The organism is Pseudomonas sp. LAIL14HWK12:I10 (assembly GCF_900184205.1).
Lineage (GTDB): Bacteria > Pseudomonadota > Gammaproteobacteria > Pseudomonadales > Pseudomonadaceae > Aquipseudomonas > Aquipseudomonas kermanshahensis.
Map to the genome: position 1 here is coordinate 40,875 of NZ_FXWU01000008.1, position 12,015 is coordinate 52,889.

The 12,015-nt window shown below is 63.6% G+C and carries 13 protein-coding genes; 8 read left to right on the forward strand and 5 right to left on the reverse strand.

Features of this window, described 5'->3' with window-relative positions; all coding sequences use genetic code 11:
* Nucleotides 1–333 precede the first annotated feature (333 nt).
* Genes QOS90_RS18235 through ureG form a run of 8 tightly spaced genes read left to right on the forward strand, consistent with a single transcriptional unit; the run spans nt 334 to nt 5,898 of the window.
* Nucleotides 334–1,167 (forward strand): urease accessory protein UreD, encoded by an 834-nt coding sequence (locus QOS90_RS18235; RefSeq protein ID WP_085273500.1) that lies wholly within the window; start codon nt 334–336, stop codon nt 1,165–1,167.
* Nucleotides 1,168–1,177: 10 nt separating this feature from the next.
* Complete coding sequence (locus QOS90_RS18240) at nt 1,178–1,480, forward strand: urease subunit gamma (RefSeq protein WP_027594759.1); 303 nt, start codon at nt 1,178–1,180, stop codon at nt 1,478–1,480.
* Between the two features lie 19 nt (nt 1,481–1,499).
* A complete protein-coding gene (locus QOS90_RS18245) occupies nt 1,500–1,817 on the forward strand; it encodes an urease subunit beta (RefSeq protein ID WP_085273499.1) in 318 nt (105 codons plus the stop codon).
* Nucleotides 1,814–3,517 (forward strand): urease subunit alpha, encoded by a 1,704-nt coding sequence (gene ureC / locus QOS90_RS18250; RefSeq protein ID WP_085273498.1) that lies wholly within the window; start codon nt 1,814–1,816, stop codon nt 3,515–3,517. Before QOS90_RS18245 ends, ureC begins: the two co-directional genes overlap by 4 nt.
* A gap of 10 nt (nt 3,518–3,527) precedes the next feature.
* A complete protein-coding gene (gene ureE / locus QOS90_RS18255; RefSeq protein WP_085273497.1) occupies nt 3,528–4,025 on the forward strand; it encodes an urease accessory protein UreE in 498 nt (165 codons plus the stop codon).
* Nucleotides 4,026–4,043: 18 nt separating this feature from the next.
* Nucleotides 4,044–4,589 carry a HupE/UreJ family protein gene (locus QOS90_RS18260; protein ID WP_027594763.1) on the forward strand — a complete coding sequence of 182 codons (546 nt, stop codon included), beginning with the start codon at nt 4,044–4,046 and terminating at the stop codon, nt 4,587–4,589.
* Nucleotides 4,589–5,263: an urease accessory protein UreF gene (locus tag QOS90_RS18265; protein WP_027594764.1), complete on the forward strand. Its 675-nt coding sequence runs from the start codon at nt 4,589–4,591 to the stop codon at nt 5,261–5,263. Before QOS90_RS18260 ends, QOS90_RS18265 begins: the two co-directional genes overlap by 1 nt.
* Nucleotides 5,264–5,274: 11 nt before the next feature.
* On the forward strand, nt 5,275–5,898 hold the full coding sequence (gene ureG / locus QOS90_RS18270; protein ID WP_010953755.1) for an urease accessory protein UreG: 624 nt from the start codon (nt 5,275–5,277) through the stop codon (nt 5,896–5,898).
* A 138-nt stretch (nt 5,899–6,036) separates the two neighbouring features.
* On the opposite strand, the gene QOS90_RS18275 is transcribed toward ureG, so the two are convergent.
* The 5 genes from QOS90_RS18275 to fapD form a co-directional block, all read right to left on the reverse strand.
* Nucleotides 6,037–6,762: a DUF899 domain-containing protein gene (locus QOS90_RS18275; RefSeq protein WP_085273496.1), complete on the reverse strand. Its 726-nt coding sequence runs from the start codon at nt 6,760–6,762 to the stop codon at nt 6,037–6,039.
* Nucleotides 6,763–6,858: 96 nt separating this feature from the next.
* Nucleotides 6,859–9,060: an LTA synthase family protein gene (locus QOS90_RS18280; RefSeq protein WP_085273525.1), complete on the reverse strand. Its 2,202-nt coding sequence runs from the start codon at nt 9,058–9,060 to the stop codon at nt 6,859–6,861.
* Between the two features lie 138 nt (nt 9,061–9,198).
* The gene (gene fapF / locus QOS90_RS18285; protein ID WP_027594767.1) at nt 9,199–10,479 is read right to left on the reverse strand and encodes a fibril amyloid transporter FapF; all 1,281 of its coding nucleotides are present in this window, start codon (nt 10,477–10,479) and stop codon (nt 9,199–9,201) included.
* 46 nt (nt 10,480–10,525) lie between these two features.
* A complete protein-coding gene (gene fapE, locus QOS90_RS18290; protein WP_027594768.1) occupies nt 10,526–11,284 on the reverse strand; it encodes a fibril amyloid subunit FapE in 759 nt (252 codons plus the stop codon).
* 44 nt (nt 11,285–11,328) lie between these two features.
* Complete coding sequence (gene fapD / locus QOS90_RS18295) at nt 11,329–12,009, reverse strand: fibril amyloid maturation endopeptidase FapD (protein WP_027594769.1); 681 nt, start codon at nt 12,007–12,009, stop codon at nt 11,329–11,331.
* Nucleotides 12,010–12,015 lie beyond the last annotated feature (6 nt).

A 12,015-nucleotide genomic window follows, 5' to 3' on the forward strand; every position in this document is an offset into this window, starting at 1 on the left:
TGCTGCGAAGAGGCCGGTGTAAGCACCTGTAATCTCCACTGCTTGCACCGGCCTCTTCGCAGCACAAGGCTGCTCCTACAAAAAACAAAGCTGATTACATTCCGGCACCGAAACAGGGCCTTCGTGCGCCCTCGCTTTGTGCGCGCCACCCCTGTGTGCCCGATGCCAGAGCGGTCGCGCTGACGATTTCATTTTTGTTCACCTGCGTAGTTGGCCCGCAACCTGCTATATCCAGCCTGAGAATTTGATCGAGTGGTCAGGCAGGCAGCCCTCAAGCGCCGCCTGCCTGGCCCTCTAAACGGCCACCAGGCCACGGATATCAGGGGCCGCAGGATGTCGCTCGCGGAGCAGATCGAACAACAACAAGACGACGCAGGCTGGAGCGCCTTCCTGCAGTTGCGCTTTACCCATCGCGACGGTGTGACCCGCCTTGGTGCGCGGCGGCATTTTGGACCTCTTTTGGTGCAGCGGCCTTTCTATCCCGAGGGCGCGCCGTGCCATGTCTATGTGCTGCATCCGCCCGGCGGCATCGTTGCCGGTGACCGGCTGGAACTCGACATCCACCTTGAACCTGGCAGCCACGCCTTGCTGACCATGCCCGGCGCGAGCAAGTTCTACCGCAGCATTGGCCCGACCGCACGGCTGGCCCAGCGTTTTCACCTGGCCGCCGACAGCACCCTGGAATGGCTGCCTCAAGACAGCATTTTCTTCGCCGGTGCCCGTGCCAGCCTCGACAGCCGCTTCACCCTGGCGCCAGGCGCCCGGTTGCTGGCCTGGGAAACCCTATGCCTGGGCCGCCCGGTGATGAATGAGCGCTTCGATCACGGCGCCCTCGACAGCCGCTTGCACATTGAAATGCCCGATGACCCAGGCCTGTACGAGCGCCTGCGCATCGAAGGCGGGCAATTAGGCAAGCTCGGTGGGCATCCCTTGGTCGCCACCTTTTGCGCCGCTCCGGCGGACCCTGCGCTGCTGGAGCACGTCCGGGCCTTGCTCGATGAGCTGGACAACCCCGCTGGCGCCACCCTGATCGGCTCGCTGCTGGTCATCCGCCTGCTCGACCACGACAACCAACACCTGCAACACACCTTGCAACGCCTCTGGCATGCCTTGCGCCCGGCCGTCCTCGGCCTGCCAGCATGCCCGCCGCGTATCTGGGCTACCTGAGAGAAGCGCCATGGAGCTGACCCCAAGAGAGAAAGACAAACTGCTGCTGTTCACCGCCGCGTTGCTGGCGGAGCGGCGCCTGGCCCGCGGCCTGAAACTCAACTACCCGGAAGCGGTGGCGCTGATCAGTGCCGCCGTGCTCGAGGGCGCCCGGGATGGCCGCACGGTGGCCGAGCTGATGAGCCTGGGCCGTGAAGTGTTGAGCCATGAGCAAGTTATGCCCGGCGTCGCTGAAATGATCCACGACGTGCAGGTCGAGGCGACCTTCCCCGATGGCACCAAACTGGTGACCGTGCATGACCCCATCGTCTGATACAGCCCAGGAGCCCAGCATGATCCCAGGTGAAATCCAGGTCGCCGCCGGCGACATCGAGCTCAACAGCGGCCGCGCGACGGTGAGCGTCAGCGTGGCCAACCACGGCGACCGGCCCGTGCAGGTCGGCTCGCACTACCACTTCTACGAGGTCAACGACGCACTGGTGTTCGAGCGTGCGCCTACCCTGGGCTTTCGCCTGGACATTCCAGCCGGCACCGCCGTGCGCTTCGAACCGGGCCAGGCCCGCACCGTGCAACTGGTTGCCTATGCCGGCAAGCGCGAGGTCTATGGCTTCCAGGGCAAGGTGATGGGCGCACTGGAGGGCAGGGCATGAGCCGTATTTCCCGCCAGGCCTATGCCGACATGTTCGGCCCCACCGTGGGCGACCGCGTGCGCCTGGCCGATACCGCGCTGTGGGTGGAGGTCGAGAAAGACTTCACCGTGTATGGCGAAGAGGTCAAGTTCGGCGGCGGCAAGGTCATCCGCGACGGCATGGGGCAAGGCCAGATGCTGGCGGCCGAGGCCATGGACCTGGTGCTGACCAACGCGTTGATCATCGATCACTGGGGTATCGTCAAGGCAGACATCGGCGTCAAGCACGGCCGCATCGCTGCCATTGGCAAGGCCGGCAACCCCGATGTGCAACCAAGGGTCACCGTGCCAGTCGGCCCAGGCACCGAGGTGATCGCTGCGGAAGGCAAGATCGTCACCGCTGGCGGCATCGACTCGCACATCCACTTCATCTGCCCGCAGCAGGTGGAGGAGGCGCTTACCAGCGGCGTCACCACCTTCATCGGTGGCGGCACGGGGCCGGCCACCGGTACCAACGCCACCACCTGCACCCCTGGCCCGTGGTACCTGGCGCGCATGCTCCAGGCCGCCGACAGCCTGCCCATCAATATCGGCCTGCTGGGCAAAGGCAATGCGTCGCGCCCCGAAGCATTGCGCGAGCAGATCGCGGCAGGAGCCGTCGGCCTGAAACTGCACGAGGACTGGGGTTCGACCCCGGCAGCCATCGACTGTTGCCTGGGCGTGGCCGAGGAAATGGACATCCAGGTGGCGATCCACACCGACACCCTCAACGAGTCCGGTTGCATCGAAGACACCCTGGCGGCCATTGGCGACCGCACCATCCACACCTTCCATACCGAGGGCGCGGGCGGTGGCCATGCGCCGGACATCATCCGCGCCGCAGGGCAGGCCAACGTGCTGCCGTCCTCGACCAACCCGACCTTGCCGTACACCGTCAACACCGTCGACGAGCACCTCGACATGCTCATGGTCTGCCATCACCTGGACCCGAGCATCGCCGAGGACGTGGCGTTCGCCGAGTCGCGCATCCGCCGCGAGACCATCGCTGCCGAGGACATCCTGCACGACATGGGCGCGTTCGCCATGACCTCGTCCGACTCCCAGGCCATGGGCCGCGTGGGGGAAGTGGTACTGCGCACCTGGCAGGTGGCGCACCAGATGAAGCTGCGCCGTGGGCCTTTGGCGCCGGACAGCAGTTACAGCGACAACTTCCGGGTCAAGCGTTACATCGCCAAGTACACCCTCAACCCAGCGTTGACCCACGGCATTGCCCATGAAGTGGGTTCAGTGGAGGTGGGCAAGCTGGCTGACCTGGTGCTGTGGGCCCCGGCCTTTTTTGCGGTCAAGCCCGCCTTGGTGATCAAGGGAGGGATGATCGTCACCGCGCCCATGGGTGATATCAATGGCTCGATCCCGACGCCGCAACCCGTGCACTACCGGCCGATGTTCGGCGCCCTGGGCGCGGCGCGGCACGCCACGCGGATGACCTTTCTGCCGCAGGCCGCCATGGACAGCGGCCTGGCCGAATCACTCAACCTGCGCAGCCTGATCGGTGTGGCCCACGGCTGCCGACGGGTGCGCAAGGCCGACATGGTCCACAACACCTTGCAGCCGGTCATCGAAGTCGATGCGCAGACCTACCAGGTGCGTGCCGACGGCGAGTTGCTGGTGTGCGAACCGGCCAGCGAACTGCCGCTGGCCCAGCGTTACTTCCTGTTCTGAAGGAGCACAGATGATAGTCCTGACTCGCCGGGTCACCGAACCCGGCTCGCTTGCCGAAACCGGCACCGTCACCCTGGATGTGGACAGCCGCATCAAGAGCCGCCTGCGGGTAACCCTCGACGACGGCCGCGACGCCGGGCTGATGCTCGCGCGCGGCCACCTGCTGCGTGGCGGTGAACTGCTGGCCGATGCCGATGGCAGCCAGGTCATTCGCGTGCTGGCCGCACCAGAAACGGTTTCGACGGTACGTTGCGCCGACCCGCACTTGCTGGCACGGGCCGCCTACCACTTAGGCAACCGTCATGTGCCGCTGCAGATCGAACCTGGCCTGCTGCGCTACCAGCACGACTATGTGCTGGACGACATGCTACGTGGCCTGGGCATGACAGTGGAAACCGAACTGGCACCGTTCGAACCCGAGGCGGGCGCCTACCAGAGCGCGCCGCACAGCCATAGCCACAGCCATGGCAACGACCACCCATTCGTGCGCCTGCCTGCCCATTCCTGAACTGCCCTGGAGCCACTGATGAAAAAGACGTTCGCCCTGTTTCTGCTGATGCTGGCGGTGCCGGCCTTCGCCCACCCCGGCCACGACAGCAACCCGTTGCAGGACGGCCTGCTGCACCCGCTGACCGGCCTGGACCACCTGCTGATGCTGCTGGGCACTGGCGTGCTCGCTGCGCTGACCCGACGCAACCTGACCTTGCCGTTGGCAACCCTGGCGGCGATGTTTGGTGGCGCGGTGTGCGGCCATCTGTTTGGGGATGTGTTGGGCATGGAAACGATGATCAGCTTGTCGTTGCTGGTCGCCGCCGGGGCCCTGTTGCTGCCTAGCCGCCAGCTGTTGCTGGCGCTGGCCATGCCGGTGTTCGCCCTGTTTCACGGCTGGGCGCATGGCGTTGAAGCCACGCCCAGCGCGTTCTGGCAGTTCAGTGCTGGCTTCGTGACCGTCAGCGGCCTGCTGCTGGTGGCCGGGTTCGCGGTGGGTTGCTTGCTGCGCCGCCACAGCGGCCTGCAAAAAGCCTTCGGTGGTGGCCTGCTGGCCGGCGCCGCACTGGTACTGGCCGGTTGATGGACAGCGACCTGGCGCTGTTGCGCTTGCTGCAACTGGCCAGCCCGGGTTTGCCAGTGGGTGGGTTCACCTACTCGCAAGGCCTGGAATGGGCCGTCGAAGCGGGTTGGGTGCAGGATATCGCCAGCTTCAGTGCCTGGCAGCGCGAGCAGTTGCACGACACCCTGGGCTGCGTCGACTGGCCCGTGCTGGCACGCCTGTATCAGGCCTGCCTGGCCACGGATGCCCAAGCATTCAGCCAATGGAGCCGCTTTCTGCTGGCCAACCGGGAAACCGCGGAGTTGCGCCTGGAAGAACAACAGCGTGGCTCGGCGCTGGCACGCCTGCTTGATGGCTGGCAATTGGGGCAGGACCCCGCCTGGCGGGCCAGCCTTGAACTCAGCCAACTGGGCGGTATGGCCTGGCTCGGCGCCTACTGGTCGATCCCGCTGCGTCAGTTGGCGCTGGGCATTGGCTTCGCCTGGCTCGAAGGCGCAGTGATGGCCGGGGTCAAGCTGGTGCCGTTCGGCCAGCAGGCGGCGCAAACCTTGCTGCGCGACCTGGGCCAGGACTTACCCGCCGTACTCGACCAGGCGCTGGCCCTGGGCGATGACCAGCTCGGTGGCGGCCTGCCATTGCTGGCGATTGCTTCATCGCGACATGAAACCCAATACACCCGTTTGTTCCGCTCCTGAGGACTGCCTTCATGCAAAGCTATCAACAACCCCTGCGCGTCGGTGTCGGCGGCCCGGTCGGTTCTGGCAAGACCGCGCTGCTCGAAGCCTTGTGCAAGGCCATGCGCGATCATTATCAGATCGCCGTGGTGACCAACGACATCTACACCAAAGAGGACCAACGCATCCTCACCGAGGCCGGTGCACTGGAGCCTGAGCGCATTGTCGGCGTGGAAACCGGCGGCTGCCCACACACGGCGATCCGCGAAGACGCCTCGATGAACCTGGCGGCGGTGGAGGCCTTGGCGCGCAAGTTCGGTAACCTTGAAGTGATCTTCGTGGAGAGCGGGGGCGACAACCTCAGCGCCACGTTCAGCCCGGAGCTGGCCGACCTGACCATCTACGTCATCGATGTTGCCGAGGGTGAGAAGATCCCGCGCAAGGGCGGACCGGGGATTACCAAGTCTGACTTCCTGGTGATCAACAAGACTGACCTTGCGCCTTACGTCGGTGCATCGCTGGAGGTGATGGAGCGCGACACCCAGCGCATGCGCCCGCAGCGGCCATGGACATTCAGTAACCTGAAAAAGGGCGAAGGGCTGCAGGCGGTGATCGATTTCATCGTTGAGCGCGGGATGCTTGGTGTGCGCGGCTAGCCGGCATGCAATACGCGTGTAGGAGCAGCCTTGTGCTGCGAAGAGGCCGGAAGCTACACAGTGAAACGTCGCTGCTTTCACCGGCCTCTTCGCAGCACAAGGCTGCGCCTACAGCGCAACATTCAGGGCAGGCTTGCATCAGTCATGGCAACAATGCGCCTTGCCGGTCTGCCCTTCATAGCCGTCATGGTGCCGCACCCAGTCCATGGTCCCGGCCTCGTTACGCCCCAACGGCGCAATGTCGAGGAAGTTGTAGGTATTGACCAGAATGTCCAGCCCGCGGGCATAGGTTGAGTACGTGTGGTACACGCTGCCGTCCGCGTCAAGGTAGAACGCACTCAGCCCCGGCAACTCGCTTTCGCTGCCTTCATAAGGCTCATAGTTGTACTGCCGAGGCCCATCGCTGCCCACGCTGACGCCAAAGTCTTCATTGAACCCGCTACCTGCGGACGAGTACCAGGGAAACCGCCAGCCCATGCGCTGGCGAAATGCCTGGAACTCGGCGTAGGGCGCCCGGGAGACAGCCACCAGCGATACATCGTGGTGCGCCAGGTGCAGGTTCGCGCCGTCAAAATGGTCAGCCAGGAAAGAGCAGCCTGGGCAACCTTCACGCCAGCCCTCGGCGAACATGAAATGATAGAGCAACAGCTGGCTGCGCCCGGCGAACAGTTGGGCCAGGCTCAGTTCGCCCTCCGGCCCTTGGAATCGATAGGTTTGTTCGACCTTCACCCAGGGCAAAGCGCGACGTGCTGCAGCCAGCTCGTCGCGTTGATGGGTGAAGGCTTTTTCGTGCAGCCACAGCTGCCGGCGTGCTGCCAGCCACTGGCTGCGGGAGACCACCTCATGCCTGTTTTCACTGCTCATGGTGCTGACTCCAGGGTAGGGATTCAGCACTGGTCGAGCGGGGCAGGGCCAGATCGACAGGCATCGAAGGCGGTGCGATGAACGGTGGGCTTGGCGTCAGCCCGAATGGGCGATAGGGTCGTCGGTCAGTTCATCCGACGCGTCGCTTTCCCCAGGTAATGCGGTAATCACACTGAAGTCGCTGACTTCGACCGCACCGCCGCCATACCCCAGCAGGTGGAAGGAAAACGCCTTGCGCTCGGTCGGGTTGTCAAAGCTGAACTCCATTTCCAGTGGCTGATCCGCCGTCACGCGGATTTCTTCTGGCAGCCCCAATGGCACATCTTGCTCCAGTTGCTTGGCTTTGAGCTGAATGTAGGCCGCACGACGTGGGTCCAGCGAGCGCACCTTGACCCGTACACGGGTGTGCGAGCCGCCGGGCATCTCCAGGTACTGCGCACCGATCAGGTTGTCGGCCCAGTCATCGTGAATGCGCTTGCGCAACTTTATCGGTGATGGGCCGCCGAACTGGTAGCGCAGGTTGAGCGGCGTTTGCAGCAGCGACTGGTCGAGGGTGCCGGCCAGGGTAACGACCTGCTGGCCGAGCATGTCGTCACCAGTGCCGAGGTAGCGCGCCTGGTCGGCGATGAAACCTTCGCTGGCATAGCGTCGGCAGCGCTGCTGGAAGTCACATTCGGTGAACACGCCTTGGCCGTTGTGGTAACGCAGCATGCCGTTGGTGTAGGCGATCATCTCGCGGCCAGTGTCGTAATCGCGGTACAGCGAGCGGCCACCCAGTGCGACGGGGATCGGCAAGGCGAAGTAGTCGAGCAGCGACGTGGTCAGGTCGATATGGCCATAAGTGCCGCGCTTGATAGTGGGTAGCTCCGCCTGCTCCGGCGCCAGGGTGAGGTTGAAACCCCACGAGGATGCCAGGCGCACGCCGTCTATGCCGTGGGACTCGTCGGAAGTGACTACCACCAGGGTGTCCTTGAGCACACCCTGGCGTTCGAGGTTATCGAGAAACGCGCCGATTGCATCATCCAGGTAGGCTACGGCAGCCTGCTTGGGCGTGTCGTAGCGCTCGAGGTAAGCCGCCGGTGCCGAATATGGCTGGTGAGTGCCCACGGTCAGCAAGGTCAGCATCCAGGGTTTGTCTTGTTTCCTCAGCTGGCCGACATAGTCCAGGGCACCTTCGAAGAAAGCGCGGTCGTCCTTGCCCCAAGGGAATTCCAGGTAGTTCTTGTTGCGGAACCACTCCAGGCCATGCACCGAATCGAAACCGATGTGCGGCATGATGCGGTCCTTGGCCATGAAGCGCAGCCCAGCACCCTGTAGGTAGTGGGTGGTGAACCCGGCCTGGCGCAACTGTGCCGGCAGGCAGGCCTGGTTACGGTCGTTCTGGGTCAGCAGTTCGACGCCCTTAGGCGTGCCGTTGGCCAGCTTGTCGTAATCACCGCACAGCATCGCGTACAGGCCACGGATGGTCTGGTGGGTGTGCAGCACATAATCCGGGGTGTTCATGCCGCGCTCGGCCCAACGGCTGAGCTTTGGCATCAGGTCTTCGTCGAAGCGGCTGTGCAGGGCCTGGCGGTTGGGGCGAATGTAGGCCCCGGGGATGCCTTCGACGGTGATGACCAACAGGTTGCGTGCACTGCCCGGTGCCTTGAGCAGCTTCTGGCCATGCAGGTCGGACTGGGTCAGGCCACTGCTGGGCAGGGGCGTGACCACCTGTTCCTGGCCGGCCCAGCCCAGGGCCTGGCGCTGCAGGCTACCGACGCCGGCCGACAGCAACTGATGGGAGAGGTTGTACTGCCGCCACTGCTCGGCATCGGAAGGCGCCAGGTGTTGGCTGCCCCAGTGCGCGCCAAACAGCAGCAGCGTAACTGCCCAGGCCTTGCGGGGCAGGGGGGCGACGCGTTGGCCGCGGCTGCTCCAGACGCTGAGCAACCAGGCCAGCACGCCGGCCGCCAAGAGCCAGGGCAACCAGCCATGCGCGAGGCCGCCGCCGGTTGAGTTCTCCATGAATTGGGAGTCGGTCAGGTAGCCGAGGTCGGCGCTGGTGGGCAGCCTGCCCACCGCGCTCACCAGCTCGGCCGACGCCACCCAGAGCGCCGCCCAGGCCAGCAAAACCGGCAACGCCAGCCACCACGGCCGGCGGTGCAGCAGCAAGACCAGCAGGCTGCCGAGGGCCAGGTCGGACAGATAACCGAGCGGGTTGGACCAACCCAGCATGGCGCGCGTACCCAGTGGGATCACCAGCACCAGGCCCGCCAAAGCGACGAGCCGGGTGCGTGGGTGGTCGAACAGGTTCTTCACAGAAAACTTCCCTTTTGCCATTAAATCGTCATGCAACTGTGCTGAATGATAACAGGCTGGGCCAGGGAATACGGCGGGCTACAAGGCTGGTAACCAAATGCCGGGCTGGCTTGCGCAGGCCCGGCAGGCGGCTGGGGGTCAGAAGTAGTAGGGGAATTTGAGGCTGAAGGAGAAGTCTGGCGCATCGTCGGTCAGGCCAATCGAGAGGTTGGGCACGATGGTCAGGTTGTCGCTGGCCGCAAAGGTCATGCCGATGTTGAAGTTGGCTGAGTTGTAATCGCTGTTGCTGATCGATTGCCAGTCGCCGCCATCCGGCTTGATCTTGCTCTTGCGGGCAAACTGGTCGGAAACCGAGAACGACATGCTCATCTTCTCGTTCAAAGCAAAGGCGATACCGGCCCCGACTTGCCAGGAGTCGCCGAGTTTCACGTCACCCGGCACCTTGCTGTTGACCTGGGGGCTGATGTCGCTGAACGAGTCTTCCATGTTGTAGGTGTAGGACAGGCTGCCGAACAGCACGGCGGGGTCGAAGGTCTTGACCAGCGAGATGCCCGGTGTAATCGCCCATACGCCGTTGCCGGTCGGCAGGCTTTCTGGCACCGATAGGTTGTCGTTGCCTGGCACCTCGCGCAGCTTGATGCCGTACGGGTCCTTGCCGGTGGGCGCCTTGACCCGCAGTGTCGCCACCGCATCGGGCCAGTTTTCGGACTCGTCCATGAACTTGTAGGCAACGCCGACGTTGATATCGCCGATTTCCGGGTCGCGGGTGACGGTTTCATCACTGGTGACCGGGGCTGCACCACCGGCGCCACCAGACGAGTAGGTCGATTCGCGGTAGACCACTGGGACGTTAATGTCGAACTGCCAGCGCTGTGCCAGGTTGTAGCGGGCGGTCATGTCCAGGGTCCAGTTGTCTGCCTTGATGCGGTCCAGGTTGATGTTGCCGAGGAAAATCGAGTCCAGCGCAAGGAAGCCGTTGAGCACCAGTGCGCGGGTGTCGTAATGGGTGTAGGTCACGCCGGTTTCGAAACTGAACTTGCCGCCACCGAAGAAGCCGCTGGCCTCGTCGTACAGGTTGGACACACTTTGCGCAGGTTCGGAATCGTCCTTGAGCGACTGGCCATAGGAGCTACCGGTGGTGCCTGGCGCCCCGGCGGCGACGGTCTGCCCGCCTTTGACCGTTTCGGCCGGGGATTTGGTCAACCGTTTGGGCTGCGGCGCCGCGGGGGTCTCCTCCACCTGGCGAACCCGTTGTTCAAGGACCATCAACGCTTGCTGCTGCGCTTCGTAGCGCTGTTTCAACGCCATCAGTTCTTGTTTCAGGGCCTCAACCTGTGGGTCGACTGCTGCATAAAGGGCGGTGGATGGGGCCAGGGTAGTCAAACAGACAAAAGCTCTGAACGTTAACGATCGGTGCATGGATATGCCGTCCCTTCCGACTACTTTTGATGAGACTGAGCGTAGATCAGTATCCGAGAGTGCGAAGACCTTTGAGCTGGTCGAGGCTACCGTTCAGCGAAGCGGCCGTGGGTACGTTCTCGCGCATGACGACGTTGAGGGAGGTGAGGTTGCTGACCTGGTTGCCGTTGCCAAGTAACGTCGTGTTCTGCGTCAGGCCCCCTTGGGCCAGGCGTTGCACGGTGCTGCCCTGGTTGTTGGCGGCATTGATATTGAGCTGCACGCCCACGCCGGTGGACGAAACGCTCAGCGCGCCTGCGCCGTTTTCGCCGACCAGGGTCGAGCCTGCGGTCAGTGCCTGGCCCTGCGGCTGGGCCACGGGCGCCTGGTTGGCCTTGGTGACGTTGATGTCGACATTGTTATAGGCGGTGTTGTTGTCGCCCGCCGCACGCACCACCTGGGTCACCCCTTCGGTGGAGTTCAGGCCGCTGCCGCCGCTGACCGCACCGGTGCCGGGCGCAGGGCTGGCACTTTGCGAATGGGCCGCGCTGGTGCCTTTTTCGTCGATCATCGACACATAGAACTGCGGTTTAATGGTGTTTTGCTGCACTTGCAGCGTAGACGATGCACCGATCACGTCGCCCTTGGCATTCTGCCAGGTGCTGGTCATGACGATGCCGAAGCTGACGATCCGCCCCGGCATCACGTAGCGCCCGCGCAGGTTCGCCAACTCCTGATCCTTCAGTTCGATGGGGGTGAGCGGCTGTGCGTGGGTCGGTAAGCTGGCGGCCAGGCATGCCACGGCTAGCCAGAATGGAATCTTCATTGGATGCTCCCGGAGCGTCGTGCTCCCTATCGTTAGAAGAACCGTTAGAAAAAGTCGCTTTTGATGAAGCCGAAATCCAGCAGCTCTGCGTCCTGTACCGGGGTGAAGTTATTGACGCGGCCCTTGGCAGTCAGTGGCAGAGGCGGGTCGAGCAGGGCATTGCCCTTGTCATAACCCTGGCCGATCACGGCGAAGATGATGCCGTTCCAGCCTTTGAGGAAGTCCTCGACCTTGAAGCGTTTGTGGCCCAGCACAGGGTCACCGATGTACACCCAGCCGTTGTCGACCTTTTGCATGACCACAAAGTGCTTGTAGCCACGAATGTCCATCAGCACCACGACCGGGATACGCACGCTGGTCAGGGTTTCGGGTGCTACCCGGTACCCACGGGCGCGCATGCCCAGGCTTTCTACGTAGCGTTTCATGTCGAGCATGGAGAAGCCCTGCGTGCGCACCAGGTCTTGATCGGCGTGCGCCAGCATGCCTTCGATGATGTGTTGTTCGTCCACGTCGAGCCAGTAGGCCTGGCGCAGGATGGTGGCCAGCGCCGCGGCGCCGCAACTGAAGTCGGTTTTTTGTTGCACCAGGTCGGCGAACTTGCGCTCGCGCACACTCTGGATGGGTTTGAACACCACCGCGCCACCGGGCAGCACGGACAACGGCATTTGTGCAGCTTCGCTCACGCTGGCCAGGCACAGCAAAAACGCCAAGGCGAAAATACGCATGATCGG